This window comes from Streptomyces sp. NPDC006393, from assembly GCF_040628575.1.
In the GTDB taxonomy this organism is placed as follows: Bacteria; Actinomycetota; Actinomycetes; order Streptomycetales; family Streptomycetaceae; genus Streptomyces.
Window position 1 is genome coordinate 98,565 of the sequence record NZ_JBEXZD010000010.1, and the last position, 23,096, is coordinate 121,660.

The 23,096-nt window shown below is 71.3% G+C and carries 18 protein-coding genes; 13 read left to right on the top strand and 5 right to left on the bottom strand.

The genetic code is table 11. The annotated features are described in order from the left end of the window. Positions 1–240 precede the first annotated feature (240 nt). On the top strand, positions 241–1,368 hold the full coding sequence (locus ABZ484_RS07615) for a PP2C family protein-serine/threonine phosphatase (RefSeq protein WP_358864959.1): 1,128 nt from the start codon (positions 241–243) through the stop codon (positions 1,366–1,368). Between the two features lie 44 nt (positions 1,369–1,412). Here ABZ484_RS07615 and ABZ484_RS07620 read toward each other — a convergent pair whose 3' ends face one another. The 4 genes from ABZ484_RS07620 to ABZ484_RS07635 form a co-directional block, all read right to left on the bottom strand. Further along, positions 1,413–2,492: a hypothetical protein gene (locus ABZ484_RS07620; RefSeq protein ID WP_358864985.1), complete on the bottom strand. Its 1,080-nt coding sequence runs from the start codon at positions 2,490–2,492 to the stop codon at positions 1,413–1,415. A 50-nt stretch (positions 2,493–2,542) separates the two neighbouring features. Further along, positions 2,543–3,157: an ankyrin repeat domain-containing protein gene (locus ABZ484_RS07625; RefSeq protein WP_358864960.1), complete on the bottom strand. Its 615-nt coding sequence runs from the start codon at positions 3,155–3,157 to the stop codon at positions 2,543–2,545. A gap of 161 nt (positions 3,158–3,318) precedes the next feature. Then, positions 3,319–3,900: a heme-binding protein gene (locus ABZ484_RS07630; RefSeq protein ID WP_358864961.1), complete on the bottom strand. Its 582-nt coding sequence runs from the start codon at positions 3,898–3,900 to the stop codon at positions 3,319–3,321. A gap of 355 nt (positions 3,901–4,255) precedes the next feature. Further along, entirely contained in the window at positions 4,256–6,079 is a 1,824-nt protein-coding gene (locus ABZ484_RS07635; protein ID WP_358864962.1) for a PP2C family protein-serine/threonine phosphatase, read from the bottom strand. Between the two features lie 292 nt (positions 6,080–6,371). Here ABZ484_RS07635 and ABZ484_RS07640 point away from each other — a divergent pair, with 292 nt between their 5' ends. The 6 genes from ABZ484_RS07640 to ABZ484_RS07665 all read left to right on the top strand — a co-directional run bounded on the left by ABZ484_RS07640 (position 6,372) and on the right by ABZ484_RS07665 (position 15,350). Then, on the top strand, positions 6,372–10,541 hold the full coding sequence (locus tag ABZ484_RS07640; RefSeq protein ID WP_358864963.1) for a HAMP domain-containing protein: 4,170 nt from the start codon (positions 6,372–6,374) through the stop codon (positions 10,539–10,541). Further along, positions 10,538–11,125, top strand: a complete 588-nt coding sequence (locus ABZ484_RS07645) for a response regulator (protein WP_358864964.1) — start codon at positions 10,538–10,540, stop codon at positions 11,123–11,125. Before ABZ484_RS07640 ends, ABZ484_RS07645 begins: the two co-directional genes overlap by 4 nt. A 680-nt stretch (positions 11,126–11,805) precedes the next feature. Then, positions 11,806–12,582 carry an IclR family transcriptional regulator gene (locus ABZ484_RS07650; RefSeq protein WP_358864965.1) on the top strand — a complete coding sequence of 259 codons (777 nt, stop codon included), beginning with the start codon at positions 11,806–11,808 and terminating at the stop codon, positions 12,580–12,582. A 475-nt stretch (positions 12,583–13,057) separates the two neighbouring features. Further along, positions 13,058–14,119: an aromatic ring-hydroxylating dioxygenase subunit alpha gene (locus tag ABZ484_RS07655; protein ID WP_358864966.1), complete on the top strand. Its 1,062-nt coding sequence runs from the start codon at positions 13,058–13,060 to the stop codon at positions 14,117–14,119. After that, entirely contained in the window at positions 14,116–14,352 is a 237-nt protein-coding gene (locus tag ABZ484_RS07660) for a hypothetical protein (RefSeq protein WP_358864967.1), read from the top strand. The genes ABZ484_RS07655 and ABZ484_RS07660 overlap by 4 nt, the downstream gene beginning before the upstream one ends. A 29-nt stretch (positions 14,353–14,381) precedes the next feature. Continuing rightward, entirely contained in the window at positions 14,382–15,350 is a 969-nt protein-coding gene (locus ABZ484_RS07665; protein WP_358864968.1) for a PDR/VanB family oxidoreductase, read from the top strand. Positions 15,351–15,428: 78 nt separating this feature from the next. Here ABZ484_RS07665 and ABZ484_RS07670 read toward each other — a convergent pair whose 3' ends face one another. Further along, positions 15,429–16,454 carry a LacI family DNA-binding transcriptional regulator gene (locus tag ABZ484_RS07670; protein WP_358864969.1) on the bottom strand — a complete coding sequence of 342 codons (1,026 nt, stop codon included), beginning with the start codon at positions 16,452–16,454 and terminating at the stop codon, positions 15,429–15,431. Between the two features lie 193 nt (positions 16,455–16,647). On the opposite strand from ABZ484_RS07670, the gene ABZ484_RS07675 reads away from it, so the two are divergent. Genes ABZ484_RS07675 through ABZ484_RS07700 form a run of 6 tightly spaced genes read left to right on the top strand, consistent with a single transcriptional unit; the run spans position 16,648 to position 23,083 of the window. Beyond that, the gene (locus ABZ484_RS07675) at positions 16,648–17,718 is read left to right on the top strand and encodes a C45 family peptidase (RefSeq protein WP_358864970.1); all 1,071 of its coding nucleotides are present in this window, start codon (positions 16,648–16,650) and stop codon (positions 17,716–17,718) included. Positions 17,719–17,726: 8 nt separating this feature from the next. Continuing rightward, the gene (locus tag ABZ484_RS07680) at positions 17,727–19,373 is read left to right on the top strand and encodes an amidohydrolase (protein WP_358864971.1); all 1,647 of its coding nucleotides are present in this window, start codon (positions 17,727–17,729) and stop codon (positions 19,371–19,373) included. Further along, positions 19,370–20,389 (top strand): ABC transporter permease, encoded by a 1,020-nt coding sequence (locus ABZ484_RS07685; RefSeq protein WP_358864972.1) that lies wholly within the window; start codon positions 19,370–19,372, stop codon positions 20,387–20,389. Before ABZ484_RS07680 ends, ABZ484_RS07685 begins: the two co-directional genes overlap by 4 nt. After that, positions 20,386–21,261, top strand: coding sequence for an ABC transporter permease (locus tag ABZ484_RS07690; RefSeq protein WP_358864973.1), 876 nt, complete (start codon positions 20,386–20,388; stop codon positions 21,259–21,261). The genes ABZ484_RS07685 and ABZ484_RS07690 overlap by 4 nt, the downstream gene beginning before the upstream one ends. Then, on the top strand, positions 21,258–22,280 hold the full coding sequence (locus ABZ484_RS07695) for an ABC transporter ATP-binding protein (RefSeq protein ID WP_358864974.1): 1,023 nt from the start codon (positions 21,258–21,260) through the stop codon (positions 22,278–22,280). Before ABZ484_RS07690 ends, ABZ484_RS07695 begins: the two co-directional genes overlap by 4 nt. Continuing rightward, positions 22,277–23,083, top strand: coding sequence for an ATP-binding cassette domain-containing protein (locus tag ABZ484_RS07700; protein WP_358864975.1), 807 nt, complete (start codon positions 22,277–22,279; stop codon positions 23,081–23,083). The genes ABZ484_RS07695 and ABZ484_RS07700 overlap by 4 nt, the downstream gene beginning before the upstream one ends. Positions 23,084–23,096 lie beyond the last annotated feature (13 nt).

Genomic DNA, 23,096 nt, shown 5'->3' on the forward strand with positions numbered 1-23,096 from the left:
ACCACACGGCCGACGATCTGTCAGTCCGGATTGATCGACCACCCACACACGCGCCCCGCCCCGCGGACGCCCGCCGACCCGACCCGATCACACCAGGCACCAAGATCCGCCGGCGGCCCCTGACGGTCGTCGAGTGCTGCCGACGCGTGGCACCCGGATGACGTCGCGCCCGGCTGGCGGGCTCCGGCCGGGATCGGGGAGTGTGGAGGGGGATGCCCACAGCGACGGAGGGAGCGGCATGTGACGAGGCCAGGCGAGGACCGCGCCCGGCCGGGAGTTCTGCCACGCGGTGTCTGCCTGCTGCCCTTTCTCCTGCTCGCCGTCGGCATCGTCCTGGATGTGGGCACGCCCCGGGATATCAGTGCCGCGGCGTGCTTCTCGGCCGCCCCGATCGTCGCCGCGGCGCTGCTGTCGCTGCGCGGGACCGTGCTGGTGGGGCTGGCCGCGTGCGCCGCCGACCTGGCCGTGCTCGCGCACCACGGTCTGCTCACGGACCGGGGCGCCTACAGCGACTGGGTCTCGGTCGCCACGATGGCGGCCCTCGCCGTCGTCCTGAACCGTGTGCTGCACCGCCGGGACATGCGGCTGCGGTCGGTGAGCGGCATCGCCGCCGCCGTGCAGCACGCCGTGCTGCCGCAGCCGCCCCCGCGCATCGGGGCGCTCCGCATCGCCGCCCGATACGAGGCCGCCCAGACCGACGCGCAACTCGGCGGCGACCTGTACGCGGTGCAGGACACGCCGTACGGGGTGCGCTGCCTGATCGGCGATGTACGAGGCAAGGGGATGGGCGCGGTCGAGGCGGTCACCGTCGTCCTGGGCGCCTTCCGCGACGGGGCCCATCGGGAGCCCACGCTGACCGGGCTCGCGCAGTGGATCGAGCAGACCCTGCTGCGGGAGCTCGCGCAGCGCGAGGGGCTGGACCAGGTCGAGGACTTCACCACCGCCGTGCTGGCCGAGATCCCCCGGCCGGGTGATCGGGTACGGCTGGTCAACCGCGGACACCCGGCACCACTGCTCCTCCTGGAAGGCGCGGTGCGCCCGCTCGAACCCTCCCGGCCCGCGCTGCCCCTGGGCCTGGCTCCGCTGGGCACCGACAGCACTCCCGTCGACACCGTGGCATTCCCCCAGGGAGCCGGCCTGCTGCTGTACACCGACGGGGTCACCGAGGCCCGGGACATGAGCGGCACGTTCTACGACCCTGTCGGCCGGCTCACCGGCCAGCGCCTCCGCGGCCCGGACGAGCTCCTCGCCGTCGTCGTCGCCGACGTCCACCGGCACACCCGCGGTCGGATCGGCGACGACATGGCCCTGCTCGCCCTCACCCACACCGGCCCGACGCGGACCACGCGGACCACCCGGCCGAGCTGAACCCGCCCGGACTCCGCCACGACTCCACCGGTCCACGACGGGGCCTACAACACCGCCATGCCCAAGGGCCGTGTCCCGACCGCGAGCCGTGTCACCCGACCGGTGGGCACGTCGACGATGCTCAGGCCGTCCCAGTAGCCGTCGCGGGTGAATCCGCCCGAGACATAGGCGGTGCGGCCGTCGGCCGACAGGGTGACGGCCTCGTGCGGGCCGTCCAGGGGAACGACGCGCTCATGGCCGTCGGGGGCGCGCACCGTCAGGGACGGGCCGTCGTCGTGCGAAGGGTCGATCGGTCCGGTGCCGACCACGTACAGCGTGCCGTCGGCGGCGGCCGTGACCCCGTGCTGGTGGGTGTTCGCGGTCATGCGCTCGAGCCGGACGCGGCCGGTGCCCGGATCGATCACGGCCAGCCGCTCGCCCTCGAAGGGCAGCAGGAGCGCACCGTCGGACGGGCGCACGGCGGTGTAGTGCGGCTTGAGCCAGGAGCCGAGGCCGCCCTCGGTGCCGTAGGGGGCCACCGCGACGCGGCGAGCGGTCCAGTCGCCGGTGTCGACGACGGTGACGTCGAAGGAGTCGTGGCCGGTGGCGTAGACCCGGCGGCCGTCGGCGGAGACGTCGACGTCGAAGGGACGGCGTCCGACCGGGACGGTCCGCACCACCTCGTGCCTGCGTGTGTCGATCACCTCGAGCGTGCCGTCGGCGCCGGGTACGTTCACGCCGACGTACGCGTGCCTGCCGTCGGGGGAGAGCGCGATGCCCATGCCGCCGCCGCGGTACTCGCCGGTGGTCACCGGGCTGGTGTCCGTCGAGTAGGGAATCAGCGCGGTGCGCCGCCGGGCCGCTGTGTCGATCGCCGCCACGCCTTCCGCCGTGGCCACCCAGGCCGTCCCGTCGCCACCGAGCGCGATCCCGTACGGGGCCGTGCCCACCTTCACCGAGCCGAGGCCGGCCGCCTCGCCACGCCGTGACGGGTCGACGAAGGTCACGGTGTCGGCGCCGAAGTCGGTGACCACCAAGGTCTCCCCGGCGCCGGTGGGCCCCTCGGACATGCCGGGGCGTGTCGCGGACGGTGAGGCGGAGGACGCGGCTGGGGCATCGGAACCCGACCCACACCCGACCAGCAGCGTGGCGGCGGCAAGCGCGCCGAGAGCACCCGCCAGGAGACTGCGCGCGCTCACCCTTCGGCCTCCCGCAGCACGGCCGCGATCCGGTGGAAGCCGCGGCGTTCGGCGTGCGTGCGGGCCGTGACGCCGTCGGCGTCCGGGAGCAGCGGGTCGGCGCCCGCCGCCAGCAGCGCCTCCACCACCTCCTGGTGGGTGCGGCCGCCGTCGCCGAGGATCACCGCCTCCAGCAGTGCCGTCCAGCCCAGCCGGTTGACGTGGTCGACGTCGACGGCCGTCTCCGCCAACACGGCCCGGACGTACGCCACATGGCCGCGCTCACTCGCCGGGATCACCGACACCCCGCCGAACCGGTTGGTCAGCGTCACGTCCGGTCCGCCGGGCAGCAGCGCGCGCATCATGGCCACGCTGCCGGTGACCCCGGTGACCAGCCACGGGCTGTCCTCGCGGGCGTCCCGCGCGTTCACGTCCGCGCCCGCCGCCACCAGCACCTCGGCCACCGCCACCTGGTCGGCGAGGGCGGCGCGCAGCAGCGGCGTACGGCCGTGGGTGTCGCGTGTCTCCAGGTCCGCGCCGTCGGCCAGGGCCGCCCGTACCGCCTCGGCGTCGCCGCGGTGTGCGGCGTCCAGCAGGGCGAGGCCGGCCGCGGAAGGTGCCTTCTTGGTCACGATGCAACTCCTCCACAGGGTCAGGACGGGCGACAGTGCCGTACGGCGGGGCGGTTGCCCGCACCGAGCCGAGTGACGGCATGCGGCCGGGGGAGGGCCGTACACCGGCGGAGTGGCCTGCCCGGTCAGGGTGACGCTCACTCGCGGGGCCTCTCGTCGGGTCAGCGGCGGTTGCCGATGGCGGCGACGCCGGCCTGGGCGAACTTCTCGTCCAGGTCGCCGGAGGGGGCTCCGGCGACGCCGACGCCGGCGATGGGGGTGTCGTCGTGGGTGACGGGGGCGCCGCCGGCGAGGAACAGGGTGCCGGGGATGTCCTTGAGGGTGGGTGCGGACTTCAGGCGCTCGGTGAGGCGGGAGGTGGGCGTGTTCCAGGCGACGGCGGTGTAGGCCTTCTTGACCGCGGACTCGTACGCCTGCGGGCCGGCGCCGTCGCCGCGCAGGGTGACGAGGGTGTTGCCGTTGCGGTCCACCACGGCGACGCTCACCCGCTGACCCTCCTTCTGGGCGGCCTTGAGCGCGGCCTGGGCGGCGTCGGTGGCGGCCTGGACGGTGAGGTGGTCGGTGGTGGTCACGGCCTTGTCCTTGACCGCCGTCACGGCGGCCGGTGCGGCGGCGGTGGTGGTGTCGGTGGTGTCGGCGGAGGCGGAGACGGCGCCGGTGACTCCGGCCGCGACCGCGGCGAGGGCGGCGGTGGTGGTGACGGCCTTGGCGCGGGTGGAGAACTTCCTGGCCTTGTGCTGCATCGCGGGCGACTCCCTGTCGTGTCACGTCGAGGCGCGCTCGTCGCGCCGTGTCTCCAGCCTCGGGCCGGTGACGCCGCCCGCCCGTCGGCGTTCCGGCTCGTCCCCGGGAGCGGGACGGCTGACGGCCGGGTCATCCGATCGGACGACCCCCCTGCGGGCGCACTCTGGTACAGGAACCGTGGCATCCTTCTTCAGCCGGCCCGACCGACGCGGTCGCTGTGGCGGCGCAAGCCCCGACCGAATGCGCGAGGAGCGGCCTCAGGCCGCCCGACGCTCCACGCAGGGGCACCGGCTGCTTCGCCCCCTCCGGCGTCGACGGAGCGTCAGTGACCTTGGGCTTACTGGAACCTTGGGCTTACTGGCCGGACCGCACATGTCCCGGCCCGTCGACCGGAACCGCCTGGAGGACCAGCACGGCCAGATCGTCGTCGATCGGTTCGGCACTGAAGTCGTGGGCGGCACGCCGGACGCGCTCCGCCACGGCCTTCGCGCCCAGTCCGAGGCATCCCCGCAGCACTTTCGCCAGACCGTCGTCGTCATCCAACTGACGTGCTCCTCGGCGGCGTTCGGTCACCCCGTCGGTCACGCAGAGCAGCGTCTCACCGGGTGCGAACGTGAAGGTGTGGGCGTGGAACTCCTGCTGCTCGTCGATTCCGAGCAGCATCTGCGGTTCCGTGGCCTTCGTCACCGAGCCGTCCGTCGACAGCCTCAACGGCGGCGGATGTCCGGCGCTGGCCATCGTGCATCGCGCGCCGCCGACGATCATGTCCGGCTGCAGTTCCCCGTACAGCAGGCTCAGGAAGCGAGAACCCTCGTGCTCGCCGCGAACCGCGAGGGCCTCGGCGGCCTCCTCCGCCATGGCGACGTTCAGCCGGTTGAGCAGGGACTGGACGCCGTGGCCCTCCCGCGCCAGCAACCGTACGAGGTGCCGGGCCAGGCCGGTGGCGGACATCGCCTCCAGATCGTGTCCGCACACGTCACCGAGCAGGAAGCACCAGCGCCGGCTTCCCATCGGAAACAGGTCGTAGAAGTCGCCGCCGACGGTCTGGCCCTCGCCGCAGGGCTCGTAGACGATCGCGGTGTCGACGCCCGGAATGACGGCGAGGGACGTGGGGAGCTGCCTGCGCTGGAGCGAGCTGCTGATGCTCGCCTGCTTGGTGTAGCGGCGGGCAGTGGCCACGGCCTGGGCCACCCGCCGGGCCACGTCCTCGGAAAGCCGTACGACGGCGTCGGTCATGTGAGGCAGCCCTGCATGGCCGATCAGGAGCGCGCCCTGGCACTGGCCGCCCGCGGTCAGCGCGAACGCCAGCGCGGAGCCGGTCTGCTCGGCACCTGGGAACTCGGGCCAGGGCCACGGGGTGCCGGTCGTGCTCAACCCGGCGGGCAGACGTTCCTTCTCCAGGGCCGGCCGGAGTGTGTGGATCCGCCGCTCGTCCCGGTGCCAGACATGGCACAGCCGCATGCCGGAGTCCGTCGTCAGCCACACGCCGCACCAGTCGGCGAGCCTGGGGACCAGGAGCTGTCCGGCGAGCGCCGCCACCATGTCCTCGTCCAGCTGTCCGGCGAGGAGCTCGCCGGCCTCGGCGAGGAAGGTCTGCCCTTCGCGCTCCGCCCACCCGGTGCGACGGCTCCGGCAGCCGTGCGGCGGCGCTGCTGTGACGGGCTCGGGCGCCGGCAGCGGGCGGTGAACGGCTTCGGCGAGGGAACGGGTGAGGTCCTGCCGCCCGGTCTCCACCGTGGTCTTCGCCTCGTGTTCCAGACGGAACCAGGCCGCGTTCTCGGTGTGCCGGTAGGTCACTCCCCAGGACTGGGCCAGTGCCCGCATCAGCCGGGGCCGGTAGCCGCGCATGTCGCTGTGCATGCCCTTGGTGCCACGCAGGGTGGCCGACGGGGTGGGGTCCAGCACTTCGACGACGATGCCCACCTGCCCGGTCGACCCTTCGGGGGAGTCGTGCGGTGCGGTGCGGCCGGTGTCGAGGCGGCAGAGGACCTCCACCTCGATGGCGGCCTGGGCGGCGACGTCGGTGACCAGCTCACTGACCAGGAGCGCGGCGTCGTCGAGGAGCCGCTCGCTGATGGCCGGCGCCGTGGGGGAGCGCAGGGCTGATCGCTCGGTGAGCACGGCACGCACGAACTTGCGCGCCGCCGAGGCCGCCAGTTCGTTGGCGGGTACGCGCATCCGCGAGACGGATTCACGCAGATCAAGGGATGACCCCACTGGTGACTCCCGACCGGCTCGCTGTTGAGTCATATTGGGATAAATATAGTCTAAACAGAAGTAACCGAGTTTCTTTGCCGGGAAATGGCTTGCCATGGATCCTGCTGCCCAGTCCGACCTCGCTTCCCGTGAGCCAGAGCTCCGGGAAGGGCGTCGCCCCGCTGAAATCGGTCCCGATTCCGCAGGCCTTCCCGGCGCCGCGCCGGTCGGCGAGTGGATACGTGAGGCCGAATTGCGGCCGCTCATTGCGGCCATGAATTCCCTGTGTGACGGAGATTTCACCGTACGCACCGGGACCCCGCCGGACGGTGTCCTCGGAGAGATGGCCGGGGTGCTCAACCAGATCATCGTGCGGAACGCTCATCTCGCCTCGGAGCTCGACCGGGTCCGACGGGAAGTGGTGCGCCAGGGACGGCTCGACGAGCGGCTCGCGGCCAGCCCCGGACAGGGGGCGTGGACCACGAGCGTGGAAGCGGCCAACACCCTGCTGGAGGCGCTGGCCGTCCCGGTCGTGAACGCCACCCGCGTCCTGACCGCCGTGGCGGACGGTGATCTGACGCAGCGCGTCGAGCTGCACGACGGCAAGCGTCAGCTGCGGGGAGACATGCGGCGCCTGGGGCGTGGGGTGAACCGGATGGTGGAGCAGCTGTCGTTGTTCACCGGCGAGCTGACCCGCGTCACCCGTGAGGTCGGTACCGAGGGCCGTCTTGGCGGGCGGGCCATGGTGCAGGGCCTGGCCGGCGACTGGCGCGACGTGACCGAGGCCGTCAACAGGATGGCGGCGCGGCTGACCGCGCAGGTCCGCGACATCGCTGTGGTGACCACGGCGGTCGCACGTGGTGATCTGACACGCCAGGTCACGGTCGAGGCGACCGGCGAGCTGCTGGAGTTGAAGCTCACGGTGAACACGATGGTGGACCAGCTGCGTGCGTTCGCGGACGAGGTCACCCGGGTGTCCCGGGAGGTCGGTACGGAGGGACAGCTCGGTGGGCGGGCACAGGTACCGGGTGTCTCGGGGGTGTGGAAGGACCTCACGGACAACGTCAACTTCATGGCGTCGAACCTGACCTCGCAGGTCCGCAACATCGCCCAGGTGACCACAGCGGTCGCCAACGGCGATCTGAGCCAGAAGATCACCGTGGACGCGCGCGGCGAGATCCTTCAGCTGAAGGACACCGTGAACACGATGGTCGACCAGCTGTCGGCGTTCGCGGACGAGGTCACGCGTGTCGCCCGCGAGGTGGGCACCGAGGGACGGCTGGGCGGCCGGGCGCAGGTGCGCGGCGTGTCGGGGATGTGGAAGGACCTCACGGACAACGTCAACTTCATGGCGGACAACCTGACCTCGCAGGTCCGCAACATCGCCCAGGTCGCCACCGCCGTCGCCCAGGGCGACCTCGGCAAGACGATCACCGTGGAGGCCAAGGGCGAGATCCTGGAGCTGAAGTCGACCATCAACACGATGGTCGACCAGCTGTCGGCGTTCGCGGACGAGGTCACGCGTGTCGCCCGCGAGGTCGGTACCGAGGGCAACCTGGGCGGACAGGCACAGGTCCGAGGGGTCTCGGGCGTGTGGAAAGAGCTGACCGACAACGTGAACTTCATGGCGTCGAACCTGACCTCGCAGGTCCGCAACATCGCCCAGGTGACCACGTCCGTGGCCAACGGCGACCTGTCGAAGAAGATCACCGTGGACGCGCGCGGCGAGATCCTCCAGCTGAAGGACACCGTGAACACGATGGTCGAGCAGCTGCGCGCCTTCGCGGACGAGGTCACGCGTGTCGCCCGTGAGGTGGGCACCGAGGGACGGCTGGGCGGCCGGGCGCAGGTGCGCGGCGTGTCGGGGGTGTGGAAGGACCTCACGGACAACGTCAACTTCATGGCGGACAACCTGACCTCGCAGGTCCGCAACATCGCCCAGGTCGCCACGGCCGTCGCCCAGGGCGATCTGTCGAAGAAGATCGACGTGGACGCGCGCGGGGAGATCCTGGAGCTGAAGACGACCATCAACACGATGGTCGACACGCTCTCCTCGTTCTCCTCCGAGGTCACCCGCGTCGCCCGGGAGGTCGGCAGTGAGGGGCAGCTGGGCGGTCAGGCCCGGGTCGAGGGCGTCTACGGAACGTGGAAGCGGCTCACCACCAACGTCAACGAACTCGCCCTGAACCTCACCACCCAGGTCCGGGCGATCGCGGAAGTGGCCAGTGCGGTCACCCAGGGCGACATGTCCCGCGCCATCACGGTGGAGGCGCAGGGCGAGGTCGCCGAACTGAAGAACAACATCAACCTCATGGTCTCCAACCTCCGCGAGACCACCCGCGCCAAGGACTGGCTCGAGTCCAACCTCACCAGGATGGCTGCGCTCATGCAGGGCCACCGAGACCTGGTGGAGGTAGCGGACCTGATCCTGCGCGAGCTGACTCCCCTGGTGAACGCGCAGTTCGGTGCGTTCTTCCTGGCCGAGGCCGGTGCAGCGCCCGGTGAGGGCCTGCAGTTCATCGCCGGGTACGGCCACGACCAGGGCGACGGCAGCAGTCCCCTGCCCGGCACCGGTACTCCGGGCCGTGGGCTGATCGCACAGGTCGCGCTGGAGAAACAGCGCATCCTCATCACCGACGTCCCGCCGGACTACATCACCATCAACTCCGGACTGGGTATGGCCTATCCGGCCAGCATCGTGATCCTGCCGATCCTCTTCGAGGACCAGGTGCTCGGCGTGATCGAGCTGGCCTCGCTGAGCAGGTTCAGCGATGTGCACCTGGCCTTCATCGACCAGTTCGCCAACACGATCGGCGTCTCGATCAACACGATCATCGCCAACTCCCGTACGGAGTCCCTGCTGTCGCAGTCCCAGCGACTCACCGCCGAGCTGCGCGAGAGGTCGGACGAACTACAGCGGTCCAACGCCGAGTTGGAGGAGAAGGCCGCCCTGCTCGCCACCGCCTCGCAGTACAAGTCGGAGTTCCTGGCGAACATGTCCCACGAACTGCGCACTCCGCTCAACTCGCTGCTGATCCTGGCCCGGCTGCTCGCCGACAACCCCGACGGGCACCTGTCCGAGCAGGAGGTGCAGTTCGCGACCACCATCCACCGCTCGGGTTCGGACCTGCTCCAGCTGATCAGCGACATCCTCGACCTGTCGAAGATCGAGGCCGGCCGCATGGACGTGCGCCCGAAGACACTCCCGCTGATCAAGCTGCTCGACTACGTCCACGCCACCTTCCGGCCGCTCACCATCGACCACGGCCTGGGCTTCGACATCGCCGTCGGCGAGGACGTGCCCGCCGAACTGTACTCCGACGAGCAGCGCCTCCAGCAGGTGCTGCGCAACCTGCTGTCCAACGCCGTGAAGTTCACCCACTCCGGCAAGGTGGAACTGCGCGTCGACCGGGTACTGGGCGAGCCGTTCGAGGAAGAGACGCTGAAGAACGCCGAAGCCGTCATCGCGTTCTGCGTCACGGACACCGGCATCGGGATCGCCCCCGAGAAGCTTCCGATGATCTTCGAGGCCTTCCAGCAGTCCGAGGGCACCACCAACCGCAAGTACGGCGGCACCGGCCTCGGGCTGTCCATCAGCCGGGAGATCGCCGGGATGCTCGGCGGCAAGATCGTCGCCGAGAGCGAGCCCGGTGCGGGCTCCCGCTTCACCCTCTACATTCCCTCTCTCTACCCCGGCGCCACGGGACAGGGCCCGGCCGAGATGCGCGCCGGCGGTGTCCCACCGGCGCTCCCGGCAGAGGCACGGGCACTGGCGGCCGCCGCCGAGGACGCGGCATCCGGGCGCGCCTTCGACCACCCGGACCGTCTGGGCGCCGACATCCTGGATCCGGACCGCGTGGGCCCGGACGATCTCATGACGAGGGAAACCGCGGGATCCACCGACGGCCGGGAGGACGCCTGGCCGGAGACGACGCGCCTCAAGGAATGGCTCAGCGGGCGCCCCGGCCGCGTACTGGCAGGCCGTCGCATTCTGATCGTCGACGACGACATCCGGAACGTCTTCGCCCTCACCCACGCGCTGGGGCGTGTCGGCATCACCGTCAAGTACGCGGAGGACGGCCGGGAGGGGCTCGAAGTCCTGGAACGGTCCCCTGACGTGTCGCTGGTTCTGATGGACATCATGATGCCGGAGATGGACGGATACGAGACCATCCGCGCCATCCGCCGCACCCCACGTCTCGCTCAGCTGCCGATCATCGCGCTCACCGCGAAGGCCATGCCAGGAGACCGCGACAAGGCCATCAGCTCCGGCGCCTCCGACTACGTGCCCAAGCCGGTGAACATCGACCGCCTGCTGTCCGCCATCTGCGATCTGCTCGACCCTCAGAGCGGCCGCCCGGAGCCGTCGCCGGACGGGGCGACCGCCGATGAACCCTCCCACGCGGGAGACGGCCCCGACGACCGACGCCAGGACACGCCATGAGTACCAGCCCGGTCGAACCGTGCAGCATCCTGATCGTCGACGACATGGAGGAGAACCTCATCGCGTTCGAGGCCGTACTCGGCCCGCTCCACCAGCACCTGGTGCGCGCCCGCTCGGGAGAGCAGGCACTGAAAGCGATGCTGCGCCAGGAGTTCGCGGTCGTCCTCCTGGACGTCCGGATGCCCGGCATGGACGGCTTCGAGACCGCCGCCAACATCAAGCGCCTCGAGCAGACCAAGCATGTTCCCATCATTCTGGTCACCGGAACCGAGGCGAGTGCCGACTACGCCTACAGGGGATACTCGATCGGCGCCGCCGACTTCATCACCAAGCCCATCGACCCGTGGGTGCTGCGCACCAAGATCAACGTCTTTCTCGACCTCTACCGCAAGAACCGGCAGTTGGCGTCGCGCGCACAGCATCCGGACGCGGACCGGCTTGCCGAGATCTCCCGGAACCTCACCCGGATCGAACTGCTGCTCCGCGACAGCCCGGAGACCGGGACCGCCGCTCTCGCCGACCGCGTCGCGGAGCTGGAACGAGCGATGGGCGCCCTTCTGCCGGGCCGTGCCGTCCACCCGTAAGCGTACGAGCCAGGCCGTGCCGGGCACCCGTAGGCGAACGAGCCCGGCCGGGACGGCCGCTCGCGTCGTGTGATCGTCAGGTGCGCCGGCGCGGACACCGGCACAGGGAAAGCGGACTCTCTCTCCCCGCGCGCGGTCTCTCCGTCGGCGGCCGGCAGGGCGCCGAGCGCGAACCGGTCGCCGGCGCCGGCCCCGCGGTTCACCGGCGCCCGGGCCGCCACGGCGACCGTCGGCTCCCACTGGTTCGGCAGCGCGATCGCGTAGCCGCCGAGCCGGACACGTCCCGGCTCGGCGGCACCGGCGGTGGGCACACCGGCCTCGCGCAGCACGGCCGGATCGTGCGGCACCGCCCTGAGAGCGGGCGACGTGCCGGCTGACACCGGAAAGCGCACCGCCCGGCGATCGCCGGCTTCTCGACGTCGCTGTGGACTTGTTGCAGACTGACTGCCACGGCCTCGGAGGGAACCGCCCCGGGACGCCGCCGCCATCCTGCCGTGGGCCGACCGCATGACCGCAGACCGGGACATCCGGTCATCGCAAGCAGCGAGGGCGCCTTGGAGGATTCGCTGGTCAGTGAGCAGCAGCATGCCGAGAGGGGCCGGAAGCGGAGGAAGGCCGCGGGAGCCGGGCCGGACGATCCGGAGGCCGGGACGGCCGACGCCCCTGCCCATGCCCTTCCAGTGCCCGGCAGCCGCGGCTCGGAGACAGGCAACGGCACGGGGCCGGTGCTGGGCCGTGCGCTGCGGATCCTCGGTGCGTTCAGCGCGAGTTGCCCGGAGATGACGTTGAGCGCACTGGCCCGGCGGTCCGGGCTGCCGGTGTCGACCGTGCACCGCATGCTCGGCGACCTCATCGCCTGGGGCGCCCTGGAGCGCGGCGACGACGGTTGCTATCGGGTCGGCCTGCGGCTGTGGGAGGTCGCCTCCCTCGCGCCGCGCGGTCAGGGCCTGCGCGAACGAGCCCTGCCGTTCCTGGAGGACCTCTCCCAGATCACCCGCGAGAACGTCCAACTCGCCGTGCGGGAAGGCACCGAGGTGGTCTACGTGGAGCGCATCGCGGGGTCCGGCGCGGTACCCGTGCTCAGCCGCGCCGGCGGACGCTTCGCTCTCACGGCCACCGGCGTCGGACTGGTCCTGCTCGCGCACGCGCCCGTCGACGTGCAGGAGACGGTGCTCGGCGGCCCGTTCGAGCGCTACACCGAGCGGACGCTCACCGATCCACGTGAGGTGCGGTCCGTACTCGCCGCGGTCCGGGCCAACGGCTATGCGGTCAGCGACCGTCAGGTCACCATGGACGCCCTGTCGGTCGCCGCCCCGGTGTACGGCGGTAGCGGCCAGGTGGCCGCCGCCGTCTCCTTGGTCGTGCGGCACGGCAGCGCCTCCCCGCACGCGCTGGCTCGGCTGGTCCTCACCAGCGCCCGTGCGATCTCCCGCGCCGTCGCCGCTCCGCGGGGCTGAAGCGGGCGGGAGGAGCCTCGTCCGGTGTCCGCCGCGCGGAAGTTTCCCGGCATCCGGAAAGCCTGCTGGTCACCGGCCCGGCCCGTCCCGAGGATGGTCGGCACCGGTCGACGCCCGGCCCACGGTGCTACGGGGCCGCATTGCTCGGGTACGTGCAGGGTGTCGACGCCGACCGCGCAGTCGACAACGGAGTGCTGCCATGGTTGTGTCACGCCTTCCGCCTCGCCCGGAAGCCGTCCCGTGAACCGCTCGCCGCGCGCCGGCCTCGACGAGGGGCCGATGAGTCGCTCCCGCCGCGAGCGCATGGCCGTGGGCGCACGGCGCGTCGCCGCCCGGGCGGACCGGATCGGCCGCCGCTCGATCACCCTCAGCCGCCTCGCACCGGCCGGCAGCAACGTCAGCGCCGGCGCGTACGCCTGTCCGTACCTCACTTCCGCCGCCGGGCGCCTGAAAACAACACCCCGAGGAGACATCCATGACAGCTTTCGTGCGCAATCAGTGGTACGTCGCCGCCTACGGCCGTGAGGTCGGGCGCCACTTGCTCGGACGCACCGTGCTGGGCGAGCCGATCCTGCTGTACCGCACCGAGGACGGCCGAGCCGTGGCGATGTCCGACCGGTGCGTGCACCGCCGCTTCCCGCTGTCGCAGGCGCCGAGCCGGCTCGACGGTGACCGCGTGGTGTGCGGCTACCACGGTTTCACCTATGGCACCGACGGCGGCTGCGTGTCCGTGCCCGGCCAGCAGCGCATCCCGCGCACCGCACGCCTCGCCACCTATCCGGTGATCGAGCAGGACTCCTTCGTATGGGTCTGGATCGGTGAACGGGAGCCGGGCCACACACTGCCGCCGCGCGCCCCATGGCTGGACTCGCCCGACCACACCGTGGTGTCCGGCATGGAACCGATCGACGGCGACTACGGCCTGCTGGTGGACAACCTGATGGACCTGTCCCACGAGACGTATCTGCACGGCGGCTACATCGGCACTCCCGAGGTGGCCGAGACTCCCATCACCACGGAGGTCGACGACGCTGCCGGGATCGTCCACGTCAGCCGGCGCATGGACGACGCCGAGTGCCCGCCGTTCTACGCGAAGTCCACCGGTATCGAGGGCCGGATCACCCGCTGGCAGGACATCGAGTACCACGCTCCGGGCCTGTACCTCCTCCACTCGCGTATCGCTCCGGTCGGCGCCCCCGCCCCGGGTGCCGACGGCAGTGATCCGCACGCGTTCCACGTCGAGGTCGTCTACGGCATCACCCCGTCGACGGAGCGGGCCACCTACGACTTCTGGGCGGTGGCCCGGGACTTCGCGCTGGAGGACCAGGAGGTCACCGACTTCCTGAGGGAGAGCAACCACACGGTGGTCATGCAGGACGTCGTCGCCCTCAACGTGCTGCAGAAGTCCCTGGACACCGAGAAGGCCGGCTACCAGGAGCTGAGCATCAACATCGACACGGGCGGCCTCGCGGCCCGCCGGATCCTCGCCCGGCTGGCGCGGGCCGACGCCGGGCAGCAGGCGGAGACCGTTCGGTGAACGGGTTCCACCCGCCCGCGCTCATGGGCGACAGCGTCCACCGCATCCACTGGGTGCCCGGCACCGACCGGCTGCTGGCCGTCTGCCACTGCGGCGCCGAGCGCGAGTTCGAGGATCCCGTGCCCCTGTGGGACTGGCTGCTGGGCCACCCCGATGACCACCGTCCCGGCCCGGCTTCGAAGCCCGCGCCCACCCCCACAACTCCTCAGCCCCTGAACGAGCCCTTCGCCTGAGGACATCCCGGTCCGGAAAGAGAAACACCATGACCATCGCGACGCCTCCGCGCACCGAGGTCGAACTCGACCTGACACTGGCGCGCAAGGAGACCGTCGCCGACGGCGTCGTCCGGCTCACCCTGGCCCACCCCGAGGGCGGGCAGCTGCCCGCCTGGGGCGCCGGGGCCCACATCGACCTGGTACTCGGTGGCGGTTGGGTCCGGCAGTACTCCCTGTGCGGTGATCCGGGTGACACCTCCGCCTTCCAGGTGGCCGTCCTGCGGGAGGCGACCGGCCGCGGCGGTTCCCGCCACGTGCACGACTCGCTGGCCGAGGGCGACACGGTCCGGATCCGCGGCCCTCGCAATCACTTTCCCCTGGTCGACAAGGTCCGCTACCTGTTCGTCGCCGGCGGCATCGGCATCACCCCGATCCTGCCGATGATCGCCGCCGCGGAGCAGCGGGGCGCCGACTGGCGGCTGGTGTACGGAGGGCGCAGCCGTACCACCATGGCCTTCGCCGGAGAGCTCGTCCGGGACCACCCGGACCGGGTGGAACTGCGTCCCCAGGACGAGTGCGGACTGCTCGACATCGACGCACTGCTGGGATCGCCGCGGCAGGACACCGCGGTGTACTGCTGCGGTCCGGAAGCCCTGCTCGACGCGGTGGAGCAGCGGTGTGCCCGCTGGCCGGAGGGCGCGTTGCACCTGGAGCGCTTCGTGCCCAAGGCCCGGGAGGACGCCTCGCCGATCTCGTTCGAGGTGGAACTGGCCCAGTCCGGCATGACGTTGACCGTGCCGGCGGACCGTTCCGTCCTGGAGGCCGTCGAGGAAGCCGGTGTCCCTGTCCTCTCCTCCTGCCGGGAGGGCACCTGCGGCACCTGCGAGACCACGGTCCTGGAAGGGACCGTGGACCACCGGGACTCGCTGCTCACCCCTCAGGAGCAGGCCCGCCACGACACCATGATGATCTGCGTCTCCCGGGCCGCCTGCCCGCGCCTGGTCCTCGACCTGTGACCCGACCCGCGCCCTGCGGTGACGCACACCGGCCCTTCCGCCACCCCGCTGCCTGACCAGCCCGGTCCGCTGTGCGCCCTATCGGTCAAGGCAGCGTCGCGAGGACGCGCGGACCCTCAACCGGGCGGTCGTCAGGACCGGTCCGGCGCTCGGTTCGCCCGCGATGCGCGCCTGGAGAAGGTCGAGCAGGGCCAAAGCGGTTTCCCCCACGTGGAGTTCGACCGCCGAGATGGCGGGGCGGCTGTGCCGGGTGTGCTCGGAGTCGGAAGCCGCGGCGAGCATCGTCCGGTCGGGCACGGCCACACCGCGAGCCGTGAGGCCCGCGAGCACTCCGGCCGCCTGACGGCCGGTGTGGCACAGGATCGCATCGGGGGTCCCGTCGTCCACGATCGTGTGCGCGATGTTCTCGCCGCCGTGCTCGCCGGCGCGTTCGGCCGACCTGTAGACGCGCGGTGCGATCCCGGCGCTCTCGCACCATGCGCGGTACGTCGCCTCGCTGTCGATGTTCCACGCATTGGGGTCGGTTCCGCGCACCAGCACGATCGATCGGGCACCGGACGCGGCGAAGTGCTCGTAGACGCGATGGAAGCTCGATTGCTCGTCCTCGGTGGCCCAGTCGGTGAACTCCGGGCGGCTGGGATCGCGGCCCAGCGTCACGTACGGGATCCCACGCCGTTCGAGGAGACCGATCACCGGATCGTCCACGTGCGGCATCATCACGATGTAGCCGTCCAGCGACAGCGCGAGCGGTGGTGCCGGCCGTCTGGTCGGGTCGGGCACGAGCATCAGACTGAGTCCGCGGTCCATCGCGTGCGCCGAGGCGGCGCCGATGTAGCGAGTGAACACGTCGACGCCCCGCGGCGCGTACTCGCCCAGCGCGTCCAGCGATCGCATGACGAGTCCGATCGCCCCGACCGACGAACGCCGCAGGCCGCGCGCGAGGGCGTCGGCCTGGTACTCCATCTCCTCGGCGACGGCCCGGACGCGCAGTCGTGTGGCCGCGCTCAGCGTCCCGGTGCCGTTGAGCGCCATCGAGACCGCCGCGACCGAGACACCCGCGCGCTGGGCGACATCGCGAATGGTGACGCCCTTCGATCGAGCCACGGCGACCTCCTCGGTTCGCGCCTTCCGCCGCTGCCCCACGCCGCCGGACCGCGGTCGCCGGCGCGGGCTCGGGCGACCGAGGAAGCAGAAAGTGACATCGGAAACAGCATTGTATTAAACGTTTTACCTTCCTAGCGTGTCGCCCGCCCCTCACCGTGACGGGCCTCACACGCAAAGGTCGGACAGCACCACTATGAAGCTGCACACCCTGCGCACGACCACCACCGGACACCGCGCCCGCGGACGCGAGATCGGCACGCGCTTCGCGGACCAGGTGCGTGACGTCAGCGCCCGCTACCTGGCCCATTTCGAGGCTCTGAGGATCTCGGAGACGACCGTCCGCGACATCGTCGCCCACAGCCACGACGCCCTGCGCGACTGGTACCCGGCACTCGTCGAGGAGTCCGACGGGATCGCCGAGGCGTCAGGAATCGAGCCGTGGCAGGTGGCAGCGGTCGGCGCACGGACGGAAGTACTCGCCGCCGCGCCCGGCCAGGGCGAGTGCACCACCGCCGTGCACGCACCGCCCTCCGGCGGCCCACCCGAGACGATCCAGACATGGGACTGGCACGACTCCCTCGCGCCGGACGGTCTCCTGCTGTCGCTCGTGACCGGAACGCGGCGCCGGGTGAAGCTCTTCACCGAGTTCGGCGCGGCCGCGAAGATCGGGGTCAACGACGCCGGCCTCGGCCTGCACTTCAACATCCTGAACCATCGCTGCGACGACACCACCGGCGGCGTGCCCGTCCATGCTGTCGCGCGTCGCGTCCTCGAGGAGGCGACAACGGTGGCGGAGGCCCAGGACATCGTCGCCTCCGCGACCGTGAGCGCATCCACCGTGCTGACCGTGGCGACCTATCGGGACGGCCACGCCGCGGCGGCGTCCCTCGAGATGTCACCCTCCGGCTTCGCCGTGATGCGACCCGATACCGACGGCTGGGTCATCCACACGAACCACTTTCTCGATCCCGGCCTGGCCGACGGTGACACCAGCACTCCGGAATCGGCGTCCGCCGAGCGGTACCGGCATGCGCACGCGGTGCGCGGCGCCATGACCGGCCGCCCCGCGCCGGCGCGCGCGGCCTCCTTCTGCGGCGGCCACGGCGCCGCCGCCGTGGTGTGCGTCCACGCCGACGATTCCCAGCCGGGCCACGAGCGGTGGAGCACGTTGCTCACGGCCTGTCTCGACCTTCCCGGCTTCGCCCTCGAGTACCGGGCAGGCAACCCCGACGTCGCGGCCCGTGAGGGCCTCGACCGGTTCTGAGGAGCCCGATGGACAAGGAGACGACCATGCCCGCTCATCTCTACCGCAACGCCCGCGTCTTCACCTGCGACCGACGCCCCTGGGCCGAGTCGCTCGTGGTCGTGGGCGACCGGCTCGCCTACGTCGGCGACGAGGCCACCGCGGCACGGGTGGCCGGACCGGACGCCCTGATCCACGACCTCGACGGCGCGAGGGTCCTGCCCGGATTCGTCGACGGCCATGCGCACGTGGTCGGCACCGGCGAGGCAGCGGGCCAGGTCGATCTCTGGGGCGCCGACACGGTGGAGGAGATCCAGCGACGCATACGGACGTGGGCGAAGGACAACCCCGACGCACCCCGAGTGCTCGCCACCGGATGGAAGCACGGTGACATCCCGGGCGGCGTGCCCGATCGGGCCATGCTGGACGCCGCCGTCGCCGACCGGCCCGTCTATGCGCAGGCCTACGACTTCCACTCGATCTGGCTGAACTCGGCCGCCCTCGCCGAAGCCGGCATCGACGACACCACGGCATCGCCACCCGGAGGCACGGTCCACCGTGACGAACGGGGCGCGGCCACCGGCCTGGTCGACGAGACCGCGATGCACCACCTCGTATGGCCGGTGCTCGACAGCTTCACCGGCGACTCCGACCGCGACGAGGCCCTGGCGGTCGTCCTGGCGGCGTACGCCGAGTCCGGGATCGTCGGTTCGACCGAGATGGCGCTGGTCGAAGGCGACTACGAGGCGATGCGCCGTGCCGATGAGGCGGGCGTCCTGACCACGCGCATCGCCGCGTTCTGGCGCGTCCAGCCCACCGGCGACGCACGCCGGAACCTCGCCCAGGTCGAACGCGCGGCCGAACTCGCCGCCCACCGGTCGACCCCGTTCCTGCGGGTGACCGGCATCAAGGTCATGGTCGACGGAACCGTCGACGGGTGCACCGCATCGCTCGGCAAGCCCTACGCGAACGGCACGAACGCCGACCCGGTCTGGAGCCTTGCCGAACTCGCGCCGGTGGTGGCCGCCGCGGACGCGGCCGGCCTGCAGGTCGCCCTGCACGCCATCGGTGACGAGGCGATCCGGATCGCGATCGGCGCCGTCGAGCACGCCGTCGCTCTCAACGGGCCCAAGGAGCGCCGGCACCGCATCGAACACCTCGAAGTCGTCGACCCCGCGGACATCGACCGCCTGGCGGCACTCGGCATCACGGCGAGCATGCAGCCCGTGCACGCCGATCCGGCCATCCAGGAGAACTGGCGACGGATGCTCGGCGACGAGCGGGTCGACCGCGGCTTCCCCTGGCCCGAGATGACCGACGCCGGGGCCACGCTCGCGCTCGGCACCGATTCCCCCACGTCACCGCACGCCCCCCTGCCCAACATGTACATCGCGGCGACACGGCGTTCGGCACTGGACCCGTCACTGCCCGCCAACATCGCGCACTACGCCCTGCCGTTGGCGGACGCGATCGTGCACGCCACACGTGACGCCGCCTGGGCGAGCCGCTCCGAGCACCTGCACGGCCGTCTCGCCGAGGGGCTGTACGCCGACTTCATCGTTCTCGACCGGGACATCTTCACCCGGCCACTCGAGGAACTGCTCGACACGCGAGTGCTGCGGACAGTCGTGGGCGGTCGCGTGGTCCATCACGCGCGGCCGGAGGTGAACCGATGAGCCAGGCGACCATGACGACACCGCTGCGACCTGGCCAGGCGAAGGCGAAGCAGCGGCCCACCGCGGTCTTGCTGCGGTTCATCGCCACGCGCGTCGCGGGGCTGGCGGCGACCTTGTTCATCGCGAGCCTGGTCGTCTTCGGAGCGCTCTACGCCGCACCGGGAAGCCCGCTCACCTATCTCACGCACGGTCGCACCATGAGCCCCGAGGCAATCGCCTCGATCAAGGCCGAGTACCACCTCGACGACCCCGTCTGGCAGCAGTACGTCGGATGGCTGGGCGGCGTGATGCACGGCGACCTCGGAACATCGGTCATCTACAACCAACCGGTGACGTCACTGGTCGGAAGCCGCGCCATGACGACCACGCTGCTCGTCCTCATGGCCGCGGCGATCGTCCTGGTGCTCGGGCTGGCCATCGGCACTCTCGCCGGCCTCAGACCCGGCCGGCTGTCACGGTCCGCCATGGCCTGCGCGACGGCCGTCATGGCGGTGCCGACCTTCGTCGGAGCGGTCGTGCTGATCCTCGTGTTCGCCGTCGCCCTGGAGTGGTTCCCGGTGTTCGGCGCCGGCCGGGCGGGCCTCGACGAGGCCTACCACATGGCCCTTCCGTCGCTCGCGCTCGCGCTCGCGTCCGTCGCGTTCGTCGCGCGACTCGCCCAGACCGCGATCCGGCAGGAGCTGTCCGCCGATCACGTGCAGACGGCGATCAGCCGCGGACTGCCCCACGGGGCCGTCGTACGCAGACACGTGATGCGCAACGCCGCGATGCCCGTGCTCACCGTCGCGGGTCTGACGATCGCCGGCCTGATCGCGGGCAGCGTCGTGGTGGAACAGGTCTTCCAACTCGGCGGGCTCGGCCAGTACCTCGTGAGTTCGGTACAGCAGAAGGACTTCCCCGTCGTACAGGCGATCTGCCTGATGTACGTCGCCGCCTTCATCGTGCTGAACACCCTCATCGACATCGCCTACACCCTGCTCGACCCTCGTGTGTCGATCGGGAAGAAGGACTCATGAGCACGACAGCGGCGGTGCGACGCATCGGGGCCCGAAAGGCCGGCCGGCGGACGACGCGGCGCACGAGATCCATCGGCACGTCCGGGTGGGTGGCGATCGCCCTCGTCGGACTCGTCTTCTGCTGCGCCGCCCTCGCACCCCTCCTCGCACCGCACGATCCGAACGCCCTCGACCTGTCCGGCGCGTACCAGGGCTCGAGCGGCGCGCACCCGCTGGGAACCGACGCCAGCGGACGGGACCTTCTCTCGCGCCTCGTCCACGGCTCCCGGACGGCGCTGATCGGACCGTTCCTCGTCGTGGTGGTCTCGACGGTCCTCGGGACGGTCCTCGCGCTCGCGGCCGTGTGGTTCGGCGGCTGGTTCGACCAGATGGTGGTGCGCGTCGTCGACGCCGTGTTCGCCTTCCCCGGACTGCTGCTGGCGATCCTGGCGACCGCCCTCTTCGGGTCCGGCCTGACGGCCGCCGTCGCGGCACTGTCCATCGCCTACGCCCCCTACATCGCACGGATCGTACGGAGCGCGGCGCTGCGCGAGCGTGCACTGCCCTACGTCGCGGCACTGCGGGTCCAGGGCGTGCACGGGGCGCGGATCGCCCTGCGGCACATCCTGCCCAACGTGGGTGGACTGATCGTCGCGAACTCCACCCTCGCCTTCGGGTTCGCCCTGATGGATCTCGCCGGCCTCTCCTTCATCGGCCTCGGAGTGCAGCCACCGACGTCGGACTGGGGCGCGATGGTCGGCACCGGCATGGCCGGTGTGCTGCAACAGCGCCCGCAGGAGGCGTTGTTCGCCGGCGCGCTCATCGTCATCACCGTCGGCGCCGTGAACCTGCTCGGCGACCGGCTCACGGAACGCTGGGAGGCACGGTCGTGAACCCACTTCTCGAAGTCGACGGTCTGACGGTTCGGCTGCCCGTCGCGGGGGAGCCGCGGACCGTGCTGCGCGACGTCTCGTTCTCACTCGACGCCGGAAGCACCCTCGGTCTGGTGGGCGAGTCCGGTTCCGGCAAGTCGATGACGGTGCGCACCATCGCCCGCCTGCTCCCCGAAGGCGCCGACGTCCGGGGCGGTGTCCGCCTCGACGGCGCCGAGGTGTTCGGCCTTCGCGCCGAAGCCCTGCGGTCGTATCGGGCGAAGGACGTCGCGATGATCTTCCAGGACGCACGGGCCCACACGAACCCCGTGCGCACGATCGGCGACTTCCTCACCGAGGCGATGCGCACCAACGACCGGATGCCCAAGCCGGCCGCTCTCAAGCGCGCACAGGACCTGCTCTCCGAGGTCGGGATCGGGGACCCGGAGCGCCGGCTGCGGCAGTTCCCCCACGAGCTCTCCGGCGGCCTGCTGCAACGGGTGATGATCGCCGCAGCGGTCGCCGCGCGACCCCGGCTCGTCCTCGCCGACGAGCCGACGACCGCCCTCGATGTCACCACCCAGGCGGAGGTGATGGCGATCCTCGGGCGCATGCGGCGCGAGTACGGCATGGCGATGCTCTTCATCACGCACGACCTGGAGCTCGCCGGCGCCGTGTGCGACGAGACGATCGTGCTGTACGCCGGCCAGGTCATGGAGCGCCAGGCGTCGGCGCGGTTGCACCAGGACCCGCTCCACCCCTACACGGCCGCACTGGTGCAGGCACGACCCGAGATCGACCGGCGTGCCGATCGACTGCCCGCGATCACCGGTCATCCGACCAGTGCCTACGAGGCGCCGGACGGCTGTGCGTTCGCGCCGCGCTGCCGCTTCGCACAAGAGGACTGCCGGACAGGGGTGCCGCCCCTGCTGCGGATCGGTCCCTCACAGACCCGGTGCGTGCGGATGCCCGGCCTGCGCGGCCGGATGGCGGGGCAGCGGCACATCGGTTCCGCTTCGCACGAGGAGGCCCAGCGATGACCGAACCGCTGCTCGTGGTCGAGCACCTGACCAAGACGTTCGGCCGAGGGCGTGCCGCGGCGACCGCGGTCGCCGACGTGAGCTTCGCCCTGGCCCCGGGCGGCGCCCTCGGCATCGTCGGCGAATCCGGCTCCGGCAAGACGACCACCGCGCGGATGATCATCGGCCTGGAGCAACCCTCCGGTGGCCGCATCATGTTCCGGGGAGAGGACCGCACCCGCCCGGCGCGTTCGGCACGCGGCCGCCGCCAGCGGGGCCGGGACATCCAGATCGTCTTCCAGGACCCGTACACCTCGCTCGACCGCCGTCAGCGCGTCGGCGACTGCCTCGCCGAAGTCGTCGGCGTTCATTTCCGGCTCGGCCGTGACGCGACCAGGAAGCGCGTGCGCGAACTCGCCGAGCTCGTCGGACTCGACGACCGGCAGCTCGCGGCGCTGCCGAGGTCGCTCTCCGGAGGGCAGCGCCAGCGCGTCGCCATCGCTCGCGCGCTCGCCGCCGAACCGGAGATCCTCATCCTCGACGAGGCCGTGTCGGCCCTGGACGTCTCGATCCAGGCCCAGATCCTCAACCTGCTCTCGGACATCCGGCGGAAGCGGGGCCTGAGTTACCTGTTCATCAGCCACGATCTCGCCGTCATCCGCCAGGTGACCGACGACACGATCGTCATGCGTCACGGCGCCGTCGTCGAGCAAGGGCCCACCGCCGACGTGCTCGACGACCCGCAGGACCCCTACACCCGCTTGCTGCGCGACAGCGTCCCTCGCAGCGGATGGGACCCCGAAGCCATAACAGCCCGGCACTGACAAGGAGTCGCGC